This is a genomic window from Rhodococcus sp. PvR099 (assembly GCF_017833315.1).
In the GTDB taxonomy this organism is placed as follows: domain Bacteria; phylum Actinomycetota; class Actinomycetes; order Mycobacteriales; family Mycobacteriaceae; genus Rhodococcus_G; species Rhodococcus_G oryzae.
In genome coordinates this window covers 651,926-668,935 of record NZ_JAFIBV010000001.1, presented here as the reverse complement: position 1 = coordinate 668,935, position 17,010 = coordinate 651,926, and the positions used below count along the sequence as shown (strand labels likewise).

The window sequence follows — 17,010 nt, the reverse complement described above, 5'->3', positions numbered from 1 at the left end:
TGGCGGCCAGTCTGCCACCAGCGCAGGCGCCGCCCCGAACACCCTCGAGCGCCCGGTTTTGGGTGTATGCCTGATTCATGAGTCGCGGCGACGGACCGGCTCCACATGTCCTGGAACTTCGCATTCACGGGGTGAGCAACACCCCGCCGCACGACATGCTCGACGTGCAGGCCGATCAGGCGCACCGGGTGATCGGCGACCAGCTCGCCGGGTTCTGGACCGTCGACGGTGACGCCGCGGCCGAGCTCACCCCCGATCAGCGCGGGTACACCCCGCCTGGCATCCGGCGCGAGGCCTACTCGTGGGGTGGGCTGGCGCGCACGACACCGGGAGGCACGGCACCCCTCGGTCAGGCGGTGCTGGCCGTGGTGATCAGGGCGGCCTGGTGCCTGGTGATGCCCTACGGGCTGACGAACCTGGCGTACTGGTCGCGGAATCTCTGCACCACCCCGGCCCAGGTGCGCCGGACCGCCACCGTGGTCCGACTGTTCGGGCTCGGCCTCACGCTGCTGTTCGTCAGCACCGTGGTGACGGTCTCCTCGGACCTGATCGCGCTGCAGTATCTGGAGCACGAGTCCGGGAACCTGCCCTCGCAGTTCCAGGCCCTGGCGAATCTGCCCCCGCAACGGCGACTGGCTGTGTCCCTGCTGGTGCCCGCCGCCGCGCTGGCGGTGCTGTGGTTCGTCTCGGCGCGGTCGCGGACCCGCTACGACGTGGACGGCGCTCGGCAGACCGCGGAGTCGGCGGATGCCACACCGGTTCTGCGGCGGCACGGGTTCTGGAACAACCGCGGCCACGCCACCGAGACCTCGATGATCCACATCGCCGCGGGGGTGGCGGGCACCGTGGCGATGTCCGCGCTGTTCGCCCCGCCCCGTGACGAGCGATTCGGCTGGGCCTTCTCGGCGATCGCGATCGTCGCCGTGCTGGCGATGGTCGCGGGCGCGGTGCGGCTGGTGCTCACGAGCGAGCGTGGTGTGGACGTGCCGGTCTCCCGCGCGGAGGAGGGCGTGCCCGCGGCGACCTGGGTTGTGGTCGCGGTCAGCGCGGCGGCCTTCGTGGCGCAGTCGCTGTTGCTCGCGTTCGGGCCCCACGACCCGAACGCTCCCGACGGGGACGCGCCGAGGCTGGACGGCCTGGTCGCGGTGCCAGCGGTCCTCGTCCTCGTGTTGCTGGCGCTGGCGCTGGCCGGACTCTCGATCCGGCGGATGTCGCCGTGGTGGACGATCGCGCTGGCTACCACACTCGGCGTGGCGGCGGTCGCGTACCTCTGCGGGCAGCGGGGGCCTGCGGTGATCGCTGGCGCGGCCGTCTTCCTCGTCTTGCTCGCACTCGCGTTGCCCGGCAGCGAATTCCAGGCCTGGTCGGGCCGGGCCGTCGGCGTCTTCCTGCTGTTGGCCCTCGGCGGCGCCATGCTGCTGTCGAACCTCGTGGTGGTCGGCGTCGGCAACTGGCTCAACGGCTCCGGCGGGGCCGCGGAGCTGGTGTCGGACGACCCTGCGGGTTGCCAGACCGAGATCCGCATCCCGCCGATCTTCGGCTGGTTCGGCGTCGGCCTGGTCGCGGCCGCCGCCGTGCTGGTCGTCGTGCTCGTGGTTGCGGGGTGCTGTGCCGTTCGGTGGGCGGCCTTCATCCGGGCCCGCGGCGGAGGTGTCACGCCGTCCCCGGCGACTGCGGATGCGATCGCGCTCGTGGACCCCGACACCGTCCCCGCCGAGCGACTCGCCAACGCCGCCCATCGCGCCGAACCGGCGATCGGCGTGCTCGCCGCGCTAGCCCTCCTCGCGCTGCTCCCCTGCGTGATCCTGCCGCTGCTGCCCCGGCCACGCGACGGGGAACGCGCGTATCTGCAACTCCCCACCGGATGGGGCGCGCTTCTCGCCGCGGCACTCGCGGCGGCATTGGTTGGCGCCCTGGCCCTTCGACCACGCAGCGGCAGGCCGCTCGGCATCGTGTGGGATCTGCTGGGTGTGGTCCCGCGGGCCGCGCACCCGTTCGGCCCGCCCAGCTACTCGGAGCGGGCGGTACCGGAACTCGTCGCCCGGTGCGACGCCTGGCTCCGCGCGGACGACGGGAACCGGGTGGTGCTCTCCGCGCATTCGATGGGGTCCGTGCTCGCCGTCGCGGCGCTCCTCGACCCACGGTCCGAGGCACTGGCCGAGCGCGGCGCCCTGCTCACCTACGGTTGCCAACTGCGTGCCTACTTCGGCCGCATCTTCCCGGAACTGTTCGGACCCGACGCCATCGCGAACGCGCCCGCGTCGGGTGCGCGCCCGCTCGCGCCCGACGAGTTCCTGGGCGACGACGCCGGCCCGGCGGCACATCCCCGCGCGCAGACGCTGGCCGGCCTGCTCCGAGGAACCCCGGGGCGCCCGCGGTGGATCAACCTGTGGCGCGAGACCGACCACCTGGGTTTCCCGGCGTACTCACGACTCCCGAACCGGGTGGACGTGCGGGCCGACGAGGTCGACAGGTCCGGATACCTGCCGACCGTCGCCGGCCACAGCGGCTACGTCCGCACCCCGCAGTACCGGGACGCACTCGCGGAGTTGCGGCGGATTATCGAGGCGTGAGGCCGATCAGGGCAGGGACGCGATCAGCTTCTCGACGTCCACCCGGGGCCCGGTGAAGAACGGGACCTCTTCGCGCACGTGCATCCGCGCCTCGGTGGCACGCAGGTCACGCATCAGGTCGACGATCCGGTCGAGCTCGGGCGCCTCGAACGCGAGGATCCACTCGTAGTCGCCGAGCGCGAAGGCGGGGATGGTGTTCGCGCGCACGTCCGGGTAACCGCGACCCGCCTTGCCGTGGTCGGCGAGCATCTTGCGGCGCTCGTCGTCCGGGAGCAGGTACCACTCGTAGGACCGCACGAACGGGTACACGCAGATGTAGGCACCCGGCTCCTCACCCGCGACGAACGCGGGCAGGTGGCTCTTGTTGAACTCCGCGGGGCGGTGCAGTGCGACGTTGCTCCACACCGGGTCGCTCGCGCGACCGAGGATGGTGGTGCGCCGGAAGTCGGCGTAGAGCTTCTGCAGATCCTCCAACTTCTCCGCGTGCGTCCAGATCAGGAAGTCCGCGTCGGCGCGCATCCCGGCGATGTCGTAGACGCCGCGGACGGTCGCGTCGGTATCCTCGAAGGAATCGAAGAACGCCTTCGCGTCGTCGATCGCCTTGGTGCGGTCCTCTTCGAGGACGCCCGGCTGCACCTGGAACACCGAGAACATCGCGTAGCGGAGCGTGGAGTTGAGCTTGTCGTAATCGAGGCGTGCCATGGCTCTATCGTGCCATCTGCTCCGCGACCGTGGTCGCCGCCGTCGTCGCCGCCGCCACGCAGGCGGGCACACCGACGCCGTGCAGCAGTGCCCCCGCGACGGCGAGCCCGGGCAGCGCGCCGATCGACTCCTCGATGACCTGCACGCGGTCGAGGTGGCCCGGCCCGTACTGGGGCAGCCCACCGTGCCAGCGCTGCACGACCGCGTCGACCGGATCGACCCGAAGGCCGGTGACCGTCTCGAGGTCCGCGCGGGCGGCCGCGACGAGTTCGGCGTCGGGGGCGTCGACGATGTCGGCGTCCCCGAACCGACCGAACGAGGCCCGCACCAGCGCCCCGCCGCGCTCGGCCAGGTGCGGCCATTTGCGGCTGGACAGCGTGAATGCCTTGGCGCGCACGGATTCCCCGGTGGCGACCAGGATGCCGGAGTTCTGCGGCAGCGGCGCCGCATCGGCAAGCGCGAGGGCGACGACGACGGACGAGGCCAGCGGGATCTGCGCGGCGGCCGCACTCGCGACGGGCGCGACCTCGGACAGCAGCGCGGCCAGCGACGGCGCCGGCACGGCCAGCACCAAGCCGTCGACCCGGCCGACCGGATCGATCCACCAACCCGTCCCGCCGGGCGAGCGGGACAGGCCCGACGCGTCCGCGCGCAGCACCGTCGCGGCTGCCCTTTCCTTCAGCGCGTCGAGCAGCACGCCGTAGCCGTCGCGAAGCCCGCCGAACACCGGGCCGGGCTTCGGCTCCGGCATCGCCTCGGCGACCGCCGCCGACAGGCTGGCGGCGCCGCGGTCCAGCGCCGCGGCCAGGGTCGGCAGCGCCGCGCGCACGCCGATCGAGTCCGACAGTCCCGAGTACACGCCGCCGAGCAGCGGGTCCACCGAGCGACGCACCACCTGCTCGCCGAAGCGGGAACCGACAAGGGTCGCGACATCGGTGTCGGAGCCGGGCCGCCAGTCCAGCGGAACGCCCGGCTCGGCAGCGATCCGGGCCAGGGTCTGCTCATCGACGAGTCCCGCCATCGACTCCGGTCCCGCCGGGATGCCCATCAGGGTGCCCCCTGGCAGCGGGTGCAGCGTGGCCCCGGACCAGATCAGCGGGCGCACCCCGGCCGGGGCGACGATCTGGTCGGACAGGCCGAGTTCGGCGAGCAGCGCGGGCACCTCGGGCCGCCGCGCGATGAAGGCCTCCGCGCCGACGTCGACGCCGACGCCGTCCAACTGCGTGGTCCGCAGCTTGCCGCCGACGCGCCCCGACGCCTCGACCATCGTGATGACGGCGTCGGGCCCGAGCCGCTGACGCAGTCGATACGCGGCCACGAGGCCGGAGATGCCCCCACCGACGACGGCGACCGATGTCACAGCGAGTGCACCAGCTCCACCGCCGCGGTCAGCACGCCCGGATCGGTGTCAGGGAGCACCCCGTGGCCGAGGTTGAAGATGTGGCCGATCGCACCCGCCGCGAGGGCCCGGTCCGCCTCGCCCGCCACCCGGCGGACCTCGCGTTCGACGGCATCCCAGCCGGCGAACAACACCGCCGGGTCGAGATTGCCCTGCAGCGCCTTGCCGGGGCCGACGCGGCGGGCGGCCTCGTCGAGCGGGATCCGCCAGTCGACGCCGACCACGTCGGCGCCCGCCTCGCCCATGGCACCGAGCAGTTCGCCGGTGCCCACACCGAAGTGGATCCGCGGCACTCCTGCCTCGGCGACCTCCGCGAACACCCGCTCCGAATGCGGCAGCACGAACTGGCGGTACTCGGCGAGCGAGAGCGCACCGGCCCAGGAGTCGAACAGCTGCACCGCGTCGACGCCTGCGTGCAGCTGCGCCTTGAGGAACGTGATCGTGGTGTCCGCGAGCGATCCGAGCAGCGCGTGCCAGGTCTGCGGATCCGAGTGCATCAGCGCCTTGGTGCGCTCGTGGTTACGGCTGGGACCGCCCTCGACCAGGTAGGAGGCCAGGGTGAACGGCGCCCCCGCGAACCCGATCAGCGGGGTATCGCCCAGTTCCTTGGTGAGCAGCGAGATCGCCGCGGTGACCGCGCCGACCTCCTCGGTGCGCAGCCGCGGCAGCGCCGCGACATCGGCCGCCGAGCGGATCGGCGAGGCGACGACGGGTCCGGTGCCTGCCACGATGTCCAGGTCGATGCCCGCCGCCTTGAGCGGGACGACGATGTCGGAGAACAGGATCGCCGCGTCCACCCCGTGCCTGCGGACCGGCTGCATGGTGATCTCGCAGACCAGCTCGGGATTGAAGCAGGATTCGAGCATCCCGATCCCGGCCCGGATCTCGCGGTACTCGGGCAGCGACCGGCCGGCCTGCCGCATGAACCACACCGGACGGTGTGCCGGTGTGCGCCCGGTCGCGGCCGCCAGCAGCGGAGCCTGGGGCAGCATTCGCCGGTACGGGTACTGCGCGCCGGTGGTCATGGCCGCATTCGTGTCTTCCAGGTCGCTCATATGTCCCAACGCTCGTCGCCCGCCAAGTTTCCTTTCCCGGTCATGCTGCCAGATCCGCGACCGGGAACCCGACTCCAGCCGTGGCGGGCAGGCCGGGGCGACTCATGCACCGATCTGGCCTGCGATCCGGTGCTCGAGCTGTGCTCGTGCACCGGCCGGCAGCACGATCAGCCCGTCGAGGTCCTTACGCGCCTTCGCATACGCGCTCTGCCGCTCTTCCTGGGTGGCCCCCTCGTCCATGGCCAGCCGCAGCAGCCGCTGGGCACGGACCAGCCGCTCTTGCTCGCGAGCGGTGAATCCGCTGCGACGCCGTCGCTTCGCCTCCGCTTCGCAGACATCGAAGGCGATCGCGTAGCCATGCACGGCGTCGCGGTACTCGACCTGCGCCTCGTGGTTGCCGACCATCGATTCCGGGTCCTCCGGCCGGAGCAGGTCCGCGCGTCGCTTGGCCTTGTGGAACTCGACCGTCAGCGGCTCGCGCATGTCCGTGATCATCGGGAAGTCGAGCAGCGTCACCAGGCTCATCTCGTAGCCGAACCAGCGCGCATCGGTCTGATCGTGCTCGTCGACGATCTTGGCGATCTCGCGTCGCTGGGTCCGCTCGTCGGTGTGGATCTGCGCCTTGGCGCGAGCAATCTCGATCTTCGTCTGCTGCTTCAGCCGGTAGCGCTCCAGTCGCCGCTCGGCGCGGCGCCGGTTGGCCGCGCCGACTGCTTTCACAGCCCCGCCGATACTGCCGCCGAAGACGAACAGCAGCCACCAGGAGTGCGAGAGAAACCCGAGCAGCTGGTCCACCTCTTCATGATGCCTTCGGCGGGAGCAACGCGCGACGCGGAGCGCCGGGAGCCGATGCCGCTAGAACCGGCGCGCCTCCACCGGCGAGGATCGGGGCAGGTCTAACGTCCGCGTTGTGACCACGTCGGGATCCCCTGCCGAGCCTGCTCAGTTTCGCAGCGCGATAGCTGCGATGCAGAAGGCCGCGGTGCACCCGCAGATCGAGATCGGTCCGATCCGGCCACCGCAGCGATTGGCTCCGTACAGCTACGCGCTCGGCGCCGAGGTCCGGCATCCCGAGTCCGACATCGTGGCCGAACAGTCCGAGGGTGACGCCTTCGGACGGCTGATCCTGCTGTACGACCCCGAAGGCGACGAGGCCTGGAACGGCACCATGCGGCTGGTCGCGTACATCCAGGCCGACCTCGACGCCGATCTCGCCGCGGACCCGCTGCTGCCGGAGGTCGCCTGGAGCTGGCTGGTAGACGCGCTCGAGACCCGCGGTGAACCGATGACCGCGCTCGGCGGCACCGTGACCGCGACCAGCTCGGTGCGGTACGGCGACATCGCGGGACCGCCGCACGCGCATCAGCTCGAACTGCGCGCCTCATGGACCGCGACCTCCATCGAACTCGGCCCCCATGTGGAGGCGTTCTGCGAGGTGCTGGCCTACGCCGCCGGCCTGCCGCCGGTCGGCGTCACCCAGCTCGGGAGTCCGTCGAAGGGTTGAGCTCAGTGTGCGGGCGCTGCGCGGGCTCCGCGCCGGACGCCCTGCCCGCCCGGACCGAATCGAGGAACGCCGCGATCGCGCGGATCACCTGGTCGCTGCGAATCGAGTGGAAGATGTCGAAGGCGTGCTGCGCGCCGCGCAGTTCCGCATAGGCGACCGGGCTGGTCGAGACAGCCCGCAGCCTCGCCACGAACTCCCTGGCCTCCGCCACCGGCAGCAGCGAGTCGTGGGTCCCGTGCACGACGAGGAACGGCGGCGCATCGGCGCGCACCTTCGCCAGCGGCGACGCGGCCAGGTAGTCCTCGGGGAATCGCGCGCCCTTGCCGAGCACCATCTCGCTGATCCTCGACTCGACACGGGCCCGCACCTGCCTGATGCCCGTCTCCGCGGCGAAGTCGTAGGCCCCGTACATCGGTACGCAGGCCGACACCGAGGTGTCGATGTCCTCGAAACCCGGCTGGAGCCCGGGGTCGTTGGCGGTGAGCGCGACCATCGCGGCCAGGTGCCCACCGGCCGAGCCGCCCGTCACTGCGAGGAAATCGGGGTCGCCGCCGTACTTGTCGCCGTTCGTCCGCAGCCAGGCGACGGCCTGCTTGAGCGCGATGAGATGGGCGGGCCAGCTGGCGCGCGGCGAGAGCGGATAGTTCACCGCCGCGCACACCCACCCGCGGGAGGCCAGCTCCACCATCAGCGGCAGGCCCTGATGGTCCTTGCTGCCGATCACCCAGCCGCCGCCGTGGATCTGCAGCAGCATCGGCGCGTTCGGCGGTAGGTCGCGGTGGTGGTAGACGTCCACGCGGAACCGGGCACCGCCGGGCGCGTACTCGAGGTTGCTGACCCTCGCGACATCCTCGCGGAGCATCCGGAACGGCCTGCTGCTCGAGCGCCAGTCGATGGGGCTGCCTGCACCGGGATCGTCCACGCCGATCTCGCGCAGTGCGTCCGCCATCTCCTGCCCCGCGCGACGGGACGAGACCATCGCCGCCGTCAGCCCGGCAGCGGACACGGCCGCGAGCGCGAGACCCAGCCGGTCGCTACGCGTGGACACGCCGTGGCGGGCCAGGTGGACACCCGCGTCGAGGACCGTCGCCCCGAGTTGCTGGGGCGCCAGTTCCGACGTCAGCCAGCCGGCGAGGAAGGCGGGCACGGAGGCCCACATACCGGGGACGGGTCGCAGCGCGTTGGCCGTCAGCGCCGCGTTGACCGCCTGCCGGATCAGGAAACCCCGTGTCATGTGACCTCTTTCACCCCTGCGCCCGAAGCGGGCTTTTCCGTTCACCCGATTCAATAGTAGAAGCGCCTCTAAAGTTGGGACATGGAGAGACTGAGCGGTCTGGATTCAACGTTCCTCTATCTCGAGACCCCCACCCAGCTCTTGCACGTCTGCGGGCTGATCGTCCTCGACGTCTCGACGATCCCGGGCGGGTACGACTTCGATTCCTTCAAGTCGGAGCTCACCGCCAGGGCACAGGGCATGCCCGTCTTCCGCAGGAAACTGCACGACTCCGTGCTGAACCTCGACCATCCGGTCTGGGTCGACGACCCCGAGTTCGACATCGACCGGCACGTGCACCGGATCGCGGTACCCGGCCCCGGCGGCCGCAAGGAGCTCGCCGACCTGTGCGGTCACATCGCAGGCCAACAGATGGACCGCACCATCCCCCTGTGGGAGATGTGGGTGATCGAGGGCTCCGAGGACGGCACCGTCGCGATCATGTCGAAGATGCATCACGCGAACGTGGACGGCGTGACCGGGGCGAGCATGATGGCGCAATTGTGCGGGCTGTCCCCCGACGCGCCGCGACCGGAGGTCGACCGCGACCAGCGCACGGCGGGCGACGCGGACACCCTCGATCTCGCCGTCAGCGGCCTGGTCGGTTTCGTCAGCCGCCCGCTCCAGCTGGCCAGGGCACTGCCGAGCGGGCTCGCGCTGCTGCCGAAATGGATCACCCGCGCGCGACGCGGCGAGGCGATGCCCGCGCCCTTCACCGCGCCGCGGACCTCCCTCAACGGGGCGCTGACCGGCCACCGCAATATCGCCTACGCACAGCTGGATCTCGCGAAGGTCAAGCTGGTCAAGGACGCCTTCGGCGTCAAGGTCAACGACGTGGTGCTGGCGATGGTCGGCGGTGCGCTGCGTCGCTACCTCACCGACCGCGACGAGCTGCCCGACACCTCGCTGGTCGCGATGGTCCCGGTCTCGGTGCACGAGACCTCCGATCGGCCGGGGACCAACCAGATCTCGGGGATGTTCACCCAGCTGGGCACGCAGATCGGCGACCCCGTCACCCGGCTCACCGAGGCCAACGCGCACAACACCATGGTGAAGTCGCACAATGCCTCGCTCGGCGCCAGCCTGCTCCAGGACTGGTCCCAGTTCGCGGCGCCCGCGGCCTTCGGCCCGGCGATGCGGGTCTACTCCTCGCTCAAGCTGGCCGAACGCCATCCCGTGGTGCACAACCTGGTGGTCTCCAACGTCCCGGGTCCGCCGGTCCCGCTGTATCTCCTCGGCGCGCGCATCGTGGCAATGTTCCCGCTCGGACCGATCTTCCACGGCGCCGGACTAAACGCGACGGTGATGTCCCTCGACGGCAGGCTCAACGTCGGCCTGATGTCCTGCCCGGAGCTCGCTCCCGAGCTGTGGGACCTGGCCGACGCCTTCGGGCCCGCCCTCGACGAGATGGTCAAGGCCGCCCGCGCCAAGACCCGCAAGCGCAAGGCCACGTCCGCCCGGACGTGACGCGCACCCGGCGTCTGCTGAAGCGGCCGGGTTCGCGCCGTAAGGTCATTGTTCATGTCCGATGTCAGCGACCAGGCCCCCGAGCGCACCGCCGTGCCGCTCCTGACCCCCGAAGGCGGGCTCCCCGAGCTCGTCGACTCGACCCGGTTGCTGGCCGCGGCCGTCGACCGGCTCGCCGCGGGCACCGGCCCGCTCGCGGTCGACGCCGAGCGCGCATCCGGCTTCCGGTACTCGAACCGCGCCTACCTGCTGCAGTTCCGGCGGGCCGGCGCGGGCACCGTCCTGGTCGATCCCATCCCGATCGCGGGCGACCTGGCCCCGCTCGCCGAGGTGATCAACCCGCTCGAATGGGTGCTGCACTCGGCCGATCAGGATCTCCCCGGGCTCGACGAGCTCGGCATGCGGCCCGCCGCCCTCTACGACACCGAGCTCGCGGGCCGGCTGGCCGGCTACGAGCGGGTCGGTCTGGCCGCGATCGTCGAGCGCACGCTCGGGTTCGAACTGAAGAAGGGGCACGGGGCCGACGACTGGTCCAACCGCCCGCTGCCGGAAACCTGGCTGAACTACGCGGCACTCGACGTCGAGGTGCTCCTTGAGTTGCGCGACGCCGTCGCCGAGGATCTGGAGTCGCAGGGCAAGACCGACTGGGCCGCGCAGGAATTCGAGCACGTGCGGCTCGCGGGCCCGCCGAAGCCCAAGCCCGACCGCTGGCGACGCACGTCGCAGATCCACTCCCTCAAGTCGCCGCGCCAGCTGGCCGCGGTGCGCGAACTGTGGACCGCACGGGACGAGTTGGCACGCAAGCGCGACGTCGCGCCGGGGCGGGTCCTGCCCGACTCGGCGATCGTCGCGGCGGCGACCGCCGACCCGAGGACCGTCGACGCGCTGCGGGCGTTGCCGGTGTTCGGCGGACCTCGTCAGCGCCGGTCCTCTGCGCTGTGGATGCAGGCGCTCGAACGGGCACGGGCACTCTCGCCCGAGGACCTCCCCCCTGTCACGCAGCCGTTCACCGGTCCGCCGCCGGTCAACCGCTGGTCACGACGCAATCCCGAGGCCGCGGAACGGCTGACGGCGGCCCGCGCGGCCATCACCGAACTCTCAGAGCGGGTGAAGGTCCCGGTGGAGAACCTGCTCACCCCCGAGCTCGTCCGGCGCCTGTGCTGGGATTTCGATCCCGCCGATCATCCAGGAGACCTCACACGGGTGACCGCCGAGATCGACGAGACACTGGCGGCGGGCGGTGCCAGGCCGTGGCAGCGCGAGCTGACCGCCCCCCTGCTCGCGGAGGCACTGCGCACGGCACCCACCCATGTTACTGGTGAGTAATACGCGCTAGAGTGGACGTGCCGGACGTCGTGTCCGGCCGTTCGTCCACTCCAGCCAGGAGGAATCCAGCGTGGCTGCTCCCGCATCACAGCGCAGCGTCGTCTTCGTCGACGGCATCCGTACCCCGTTCGGCAAGGCCGGACCGAAGGGCATGTACGCGGAGACCCGTGCCGACGACCTCGTCGTCAAGGCCATCCGCGAACTGCTCCGCCGCAACCCGCAGCTCGACCCCGCCCGCATCGACGAGGTCGCCATCGCCGCGACCACGCAGACCGGCGATCAGGGCCTGACCATCGGCCGCACCGCCGGAATCCTCGCCGGCCTCCCGGAGACCGTGCCCGGCTTCGCCATCGACCGCATGTGCGCGGGCGCGATGACCGCCGTCACCACCACCGCGTCCGGCATCGGCTTCGGCCAGTACGACGTCGTGATCGCCGGTGGTGTCGAGCACATGGGCCGTCACCCGATGGGCGAGGGCGCCGACCCCAACCCGCGCTTCCTGGCCGACCGCCTGGTCGATCAGAGCGCGCTGGTGATGGGCAACACCGCCGAGAACCTGCACGACCGGTTCCCGACCATCACCAAGGAACGCACGGACGCCTACGCCGTGAACAGCCAGAACAAGTACGAGGCAGCCAAGAAGGCCGGCTTCATCGCCGACACCCTTGTGCCCGTCGCCACCCGCTCGGCCGCAGGCTGGGGCCTGGCGACCGAGGACGAGCCGCCGCGCCCCGGCACCACCGTCGAGGACCTCGCCGGCCTCAAGACCCCGTTCCGTCCCGCGGGCCGGATCACAGCAGGCAACGCGGCGGGCCTGAACGACGGCGCCACCGCCGCGATCCTCGCGGGCGAGGACACCGCCCTCGAGCTCGGCCTGCCGATCGGCATGCGCATGGTCGGCTTCGCCTACCAGGGCGTCGACCCGGCCGTGATGGGCTACGGACCGGTCCCTGCCACCGAGAAGCTGCTGGCCCGTACCGGATTGAAGATCGAGGACATCGGGCTCTTCGAGCTCAACGAGGCCTTCGCCGTCCAGGTCATCGCCTTCCTCGAGCACTATGGCGTCGCCGACGACGACCCGCGCGTCAACCAGTGGGGCGGCGCCATCGCGTGCGGCCACCCTCTCGCCTCCTCGGGAGTGCGTCTGATGACGCAGCTCTCCCGCCAGTTCGCCCAGCGTCCCGACGTCCGCTACGGCCTGACCAGCATGTGCATCGGTCTGGGCATGGGCGGAACCGTGATCTGGGAGAACCCGAACTTCGACGGAGCCAAGTAACCATGTCTGAAATCGCAACCGCATTCGCCGACGAGGTCGTGACGAACGCGTTCACCAAGCTCGTGTCCGTCCCCGGGATCGAGGGCAAGGTCGCCCTGATCACCCTCGACAACGGCTTCGACCACACGAAGCCGTCGTCGTTCGGCCCCGGCGGACTCACCGCGCTCGACGCCGCGCTCGACGAGGCCTTCGCCGCGAACCCGACGGCGATCGCCATCACGGGCAAGCCGTTCATCTTCGCCGCGGGCGCGGACCTCAAGGGCGTGCCGTCCATCACCAGCCGCGAGCAGGGCCTCGAGCTGGGCCGACTGGGCCACAAGGTGTTCCGTCGCCTGCGCGAGTCCAACGTTCCGACCTTCGCCTTCGTCAACGGCGTCGCGCTCGGCGGCGGCCTCGAGGTCGCGCTGCACAGCCACTACCGCACCGCATCCGAGAGCGCGGGCGCGCTCGGCCTGCCCGAGACCATGCTCGGCCTGGTTCCCGGGTGGGGCGGCACGCAGCTGCTGCCGAACCTGATCGGCGCCGACAAGGCGGTCACCCTCGTCATCGAGAACCCGCTCAACAACGGCCGGGTCATCAACCCGAAGAAGGCCCTCGAGCTCGGCGTCGTCGACGCGGTGTTCGGTTCCGCCGACTTCATCGAGCAGTCCCTCGGCTGGGCCGCGCAGGTCCTCGCGGGGGAGATCACCCCGGCCCGCCAGGAGATCGACCGTGGCAAGGACTGGGACGACGCCATCGCCCGCGCGAAGGCCATCGTCGCAGGCAAGACGAAGAACAACGCCCCTGGCGCGGTCCGGGCCATCGAGCTGCTCGAGCTGGCCCGCGGCACCGACCTCACCGATCCGGCCTCGCTGGACGCCGGCTTCGCGGCCGAGGACGAGGCGCTCGCCGACCTGCTGATGGCCGACGAGCTGCGCGCAGGCCTCTACGCCTTCGACCTGGTGAACAAGCGGGCGAAGCGTCCCGCAGGCGCGCCGGACAAGTCGTTGGCGCGCAAGGTGACCGGCGTCGGCATCATCGGTGCCGGCCTGATGGCCAGCCAGCTCGCGCTGCTGTTCGTGCGCCAGCTCAAGGTCCCGGTGATCCTCACCGACATCGACCAGGAGCGCATCGACAAGGGCGTCGGCTACGTCCACACCGAGATCGACAAGCTGCAGGGCAAGGGACGGCTGTCCGCCGACGCCGCCAACCGCCTCAAGGCACTGGTCTCCGGCTCGCTGGACAAGTCGGCGTTCGCCAAGACCGACTTCGTCATCGAGGCCGTCTTCGAGAACCTCGACCTGAAGAAGAAGATCTTCGCCGAGCTCGAGGACTTCATCGCCCCCGAGACGATCCTCGCGACCAACACCTCGTCGCTGTCGATCACCGACATGGCGGCCGACCTCAAGCACCCCGAGCGGGTCGTCGGCTTCCACTTCTTCAACCCCGTCGCGGTGCTGCCCCTGCTCGAGATCATCAAGGGCGCCAAGACCGACGACGCTACGCTGGCAACGGCTTTCGCCACCGCCAAGACGCTGAAGAAGTCGGCCGTGCTGTGCGGCGACAAGGCCGGATTCGTCTTCAACCGCCTCGTCACCCGCACCCTCGGTGAGGTCATGACCGCGGTGGACGAGGGCACCCCGTTCGACGTCGCGGACAACGCGGTTGGCGGGCTGGGCATGCCGATGAGCCCGTTCACCCTGCTGGCCCTCGTCGGTCCCGCGGTCGCGCTGCACACCGGCGAGACCCTGCAGGCCGCGTACCCCGAGCGGTTCACGAGCTCGCCCGGACTCGAGGCGCTCGTCGAGGCCCGCAAGCCCGGCGTGTGGACCTACGGCGAGAACGGCCAGGTCGTCGACCCCGAGGTCGCCGCGCTGTGGCCCCAGGGCGACAAGGCGTCCACCGCCGAGGAGGTCCTCGAGCGCACGCGTCGCGCGTTCGCCGAGGAGATCGCGATCATGCTCGACGAGGGTGTCGTCGCGGCGGCCGAGGACATCGACCTCTGCCTGATCCTCGGTGGCGGCTTCGGCTTCTGGAACGGCGGCATCACGCCGTACCTGGACCGGACCGGCACCTCGGAGGCCGTGAACGGCAAGCGCTTCCTGGCGCCGGGCGTCGCGAGCGTCTAGCTGGTACGGCACACATCACGAAACGGGCGCGGCGCGGGAACTTTCCCGCGCCGCGCCCGTTTCGCTGGGTCTCGCCGCCGTTACAGCGTTATGGTGCAGGGTGCCCGTGAACGGCGGCTGTGGATGGCCGCACCGACGAAAGGCCATAACAGAATGCGAGTCAGACGTCTCAGGGGTGGGAGGGCCGTCTCGAGGCTCAAACGCTCGATATTGGTGTCAATGGCGATCGTGCTACCGCTCGGGGTGTCGGTAGCAGGTCCCGTTGGCACCGCGAACGCGGCGTTCGATCCGAACTTCGGTTACGACTTCTGGGTCAACTCCGACATGGGGCCGATCAAGTCACGGATCTTCCGCGCGGCCGACGGCAACACCAATCGTGTCGTGTATGCCCTCGACGGGATGCGCGCCCGCAACGACCTCAATGGTTGGGAGATCGAGACCAACGTCGCCCACGCGCTGACCGCCGCGAACATCAACGTCGTGATGCCGGTCGGTGGAGAGTCGAGCTTCTACGCGGACTGGAACGCGCCGAGCACCTGGGGCCCGGGAGACCTCGGTTCCTCCACCGGCAGCTCAAGCGGGTCGTCGGGGATGGGCAGCTCGGATGCTGCGGCCGACGCCGACGGAAAGGTCAACACCTACAGGTGGGAGACGTTCCTGACCCGACAGCTGCCGAGCGAGCTGGCCAAGCGGGAAGGGTTCAGATCCACCCGCAACGGCGTGTTCGGTCTGTCCATGGGCGGCAGCGCCGCGCTGACCCTCGCCGCGTACTTCCCGCAGCAGTTCAGCTTTGCAGGCTCGTACTCCGGCTTCCTCAACAACTCCGCGCCCGGCATGCGTGAAGCCCTGCGCGTCGCGATGATCTCCGCCGGCGGCTTCAACATCGACGCGATGGCACCGCCGTGGGGTCCACAATGGCTCCGGATGGATCCGTTTGTGTTCGCGCCACGCCTCAAGGACAACAACACCCGCCTGTGGATCTCCTCCGGCAGCGCGCTCCCCGGCAACGGAGACGTCAACGATGCACTCGGAATCGTGCAGGCAGTTCCGTTGGAGGCGTTGGCACTGGCCAACACCCGCGCGTTCGAGGTCCGGATGGCCACCATCGGCGCAGGCAACGTCCACTACGACTACCCCGCCACGGGAGTCCACAACTGGAAGAACTGGGAGGACCAGGTCTACCGCATGATTCCCGACCTGTCGGCCAACATCGGTTGAGTCGTCCATAGGGTTCACCTCTCGGATCCGCGCCCCAGGCACCTCGCCCGGGGCGCGGACCGGTTTCCGGAGCCAATAGAGTTAGGTTAGGCTCCCCTTTATGCGTTCACTCTTTCGTCTCGGCATCGCCGCCCTCGCCGCCACCACCCTGGTCGGCTGCGCCTCCGACACCGCAGACTCCGGCGACGCCGTTGCCGGCGACGGCACCTACCCGGTGAGAATCGAGAACACCTTCGGTACCACCACCCTCGAGGCGAGGCCGGACCGACTCGTCACCATGGGCTGGAACGCCCAGGATGTGCTCTACGCGCTAGGCCTCACGCCCGTGGGCCAGCCGAAGTACGTGTACGGGGCCAACCCGAACGGCGTGATGCCGTGGGCCGAGAAGTACTACGACGCGGACAAGACCACGCTGTTCGACGACCCGCAGGCAGGCGAGCCGTCCATCGAGACACTGGCCGCCCTGGCCCCCGACGCGATCCTGGCGCCGTACGAGGGATTCGACCAGGCCTACTACGACAAGCTCAGCCGGCTCGCCCCCACCGTCGCGTATCCGGGCAAGGCCTGGCAGACGACGTGGCAGGACCAGACCAGCATCATCGGTGAGGCGGTCGGCAAGCCAGACGAAGCGCAGGGCCTGATCGACGGGCTGGGGAAGACCCTGGCCGACACCGGATCCCAGCACCCCGAGTTCGCGGGAAAGACCCTCGCGGTGGTGAATTTCGACACCGGCGCGGGTGAGGCCAACGTCTACCTGCCGACGGATCCGCGGGTCCAGGTGCTCACCGAGCTCGGCTTCGTGAACGCCCCCGGCGTGGAGAAGCTCGCCGCGGCCAACGAGAGCGGCAAGTTCTACCAGGACATCTCGTTGGAGAACGTGCACGACATCGATGCGGACGTCATCGTGGCCTTCACCGACGGCGCGACAGATCCGCTCGGCAACCCGGCCATCGCCTCGCTCGGGGCGGTTCAGCGCGGCTCGGCCGTCCTCCTCAGCGATCAGCAGGTCATCGCCGGACTCAGCAACGTCAACGTGCTCAGCGTCCCGTGGGTGCTCGACAAGATCGTCCCGCAGCTGTCGGAGGCCGCGCAGCGCGCCGGCTGAGGTC

The 17,010-nt window shown here is 70.4% G+C and carries 13 protein-coding genes; 8 read left to right on the top strand and 5 right to left on the bottom strand.

What is annotated here, in order from left to right; translation table 11 throughout:
* Positions 1 to 131: 131 nt before the first annotated feature.
* The gene (locus JOE46_RS03090) at positions 132 to 2,573 is read left to right on the top strand and encodes a hypothetical protein (protein WP_209926187.1); all 2,442 of its coding nucleotides are present in this window, start codon (positions 132 to 134) and stop codon (positions 2,571 to 2,573) included.
* 6 nt (positions 2,574 to 2,579) lie between these two features.
* Here JOE46_RS03090 and hemQ read toward each other — a convergent pair whose 3' ends face one another.
* The 4 genes from hemQ to JOE46_RS03070 all read right to left on the bottom strand — a co-directional run bounded on the left by hemQ (position 2,580) and on the right by JOE46_RS03070 (position 6,524).
* Positions 2,580 to 3,275 carry a hydrogen peroxide-dependent heme synthase gene (gene hemQ / locus JOE46_RS03085; RefSeq protein ID WP_077041439.1) on the bottom strand — a complete coding sequence of 232 codons (696 nt, stop codon included), beginning with the start codon at positions 3,273 to 3,275 and terminating at the stop codon, positions 2,580 to 2,582.
* 4 nt (positions 3,276 to 3,279) lie between these two features.
* Positions 3,280 to 4,635 carry a protoporphyrinogen oxidase gene (locus JOE46_RS03080; RefSeq protein ID WP_209926185.1) on the bottom strand — a complete coding sequence of 452 codons (1,356 nt, stop codon included), beginning with the start codon at positions 4,633 to 4,635 and terminating at the stop codon, positions 3,280 to 3,282.
* Positions 4,632 to 5,729: a uroporphyrinogen decarboxylase gene (hemE, locus tag JOE46_RS03075; RefSeq protein WP_374102879.1), complete on the bottom strand. Its 1,098-nt coding sequence runs from the start codon at positions 5,727 to 5,729 to the stop codon at positions 4,632 to 4,634. The genes JOE46_RS03080 and hemE overlap by 4 nt, the downstream gene beginning before the upstream one ends.
* A gap of 102 nt (positions 5,730 to 5,831) precedes the next feature.
* Entirely contained in the window at positions 5,832 to 6,524 is a 693-nt protein-coding gene (locus tag JOE46_RS03070) for a hypothetical protein (protein WP_097211296.1), read from the bottom strand.
* Between the two features lie 115 nt (positions 6,525 to 6,639).
* On the opposite strand from JOE46_RS03070, the gene JOE46_RS03065 reads away from it, so the two are divergent.
* Positions 6,640 to 7,233: a DUF3000 domain-containing protein gene (locus JOE46_RS03065; RefSeq protein WP_077041436.1), complete on the top strand. Its 594-nt coding sequence runs from the start codon at positions 6,640 to 6,642 to the stop codon at positions 7,231 to 7,233.
* Here JOE46_RS03065 and JOE46_RS03060 read toward each other — a convergent pair.
* A complete protein-coding gene (locus JOE46_RS03060; RefSeq protein WP_097211295.1) occupies positions 7,202 to 8,467 on the bottom strand; it encodes an alpha/beta hydrolase in 1,266 nt (421 codons plus the stop codon). The two genes, JOE46_RS03065 and JOE46_RS03060, sit on opposite strands and share 32 nt — an antisense overlap.
* Positions 8,468 to 8,548: 81 nt before the next feature.
* Here JOE46_RS03060 and JOE46_RS03055 point away from each other — a divergent pair, with 81 nt between their 5' ends.
* The 6 genes from JOE46_RS03055 to JOE46_RS03030 all read left to right on the top strand — a co-directional run bounded on the left by JOE46_RS03055 (position 8,549) and on the right by JOE46_RS03030 (position 17,006).
* The gene (locus JOE46_RS03055; protein ID WP_209926183.1) at positions 8,549 to 9,973 is read left to right on the top strand and encodes a wax ester/triacylglycerol synthase family O-acyltransferase; all 1,425 of its coding nucleotides are present in this window, start codon (positions 8,549 to 8,551) and stop codon (positions 9,971 to 9,973) included.
* A gap of 54 nt (positions 9,974 to 10,027) precedes the next feature.
* Positions 10,028 to 11,299, top strand: a complete 1,272-nt coding sequence (locus JOE46_RS03050) for a ribonuclease D (protein WP_097211293.1) — start codon at positions 10,028 to 10,030, stop codon at positions 11,297 to 11,299.
* Between the two features lie 70 nt (positions 11,300 to 11,369).
* The gene (locus JOE46_RS03045) at positions 11,370 to 12,575 is read left to right on the top strand and encodes an acetyl-CoA C-acyltransferase (RefSeq protein ID WP_209926181.1); all 1,206 of its coding nucleotides are present in this window, start codon (positions 11,370 to 11,372) and stop codon (positions 12,573 to 12,575) included.
* Positions 12,576 to 12,577: 2 nt separating this feature from the next.
* Positions 12,578 to 14,683, top strand: coding sequence for a 3-hydroxyacyl-CoA dehydrogenase NAD-binding domain-containing protein (locus JOE46_RS03040; protein ID WP_209926180.1), 2,106 nt, complete (start codon positions 12,578 to 12,580; stop codon positions 14,681 to 14,683).
* Between the two features lie 153 nt (positions 14,684 to 14,836).
* Positions 14,837 to 15,901 carry an alpha/beta hydrolase family protein gene (locus JOE46_RS03035; RefSeq protein WP_097211290.1) on the top strand — a complete coding sequence of 355 codons (1,065 nt, stop codon included), beginning with the start codon at positions 14,837 to 14,839 and terminating at the stop codon, positions 15,899 to 15,901.
* Positions 15,902 to 16,001: 100 nt separating this feature from the next.
* Positions 16,002 to 17,006: an iron-siderophore ABC transporter substrate-binding protein gene (locus JOE46_RS03030; protein ID WP_209926179.1), complete on the top strand. Its 1,005-nt coding sequence runs from the start codon at positions 16,002 to 16,004 to the stop codon at positions 17,004 to 17,006.
* The last annotated feature ends 4 nt before the right edge of the window (positions 17,007 to 17,010 follow it).

Excerpts from the sequence above, each read along its gene's own strand:
- JOE46_RS03050 (WP_097211293.1), top strand. The coding sequence starts at position 10,028 with ATGTCCGATGTCAGCGACCAGGCCCCCGAGCGCACCGCCGTGCCGCTC.
- JOE46_RS03055 (WP_209926183.1), top strand. The coding sequence starts at position 8,549 with ATGGAGAGACTGAGCGGTCTGGATTCAACGTTCCTCTATCTCGAGACC.
- hemE (WP_374102879.1), bottom strand. The coding sequence starts at position 5,729 with ATGAGCGACCTGGAAGACACGAATGCGGCCATGACCACCGGCGCGCAG.
- JOE46_RS03035 (WP_097211290.1), top strand. The coding sequence starts at position 14,837 with ATGCGAGTCAGACGTCTCAGGGGTGGGAGGGCCGTCTCGAGGCTCAAA.
- JOE46_RS03040 (WP_209926180.1), top strand. The coding sequence starts at position 12,578 with ATGTCTGAAATCGCAACCGCATTCGCCGACGAGGTCGTGACGAACGCG.
- hemQ (WP_077041439.1), bottom strand. The coding sequence starts at position 3,275 with ATGGCACGCCTCGATTACGACAAGCTCAACTCCACGCTCCGCTACGCG.
- JOE46_RS03060 (WP_097211295.1), bottom strand. The coding sequence starts at position 8,467 with ATGACACGGGGTTTCCTGATCCGGCAGGCGGTCAACGCGGCGCTGACG.
- JOE46_RS03030 (WP_209926179.1), top strand. The coding sequence starts at position 16,002 with ATGCGTTCACTCTTTCGTCTCGGCATCGCCGCCCTCGCCGCCACCACC.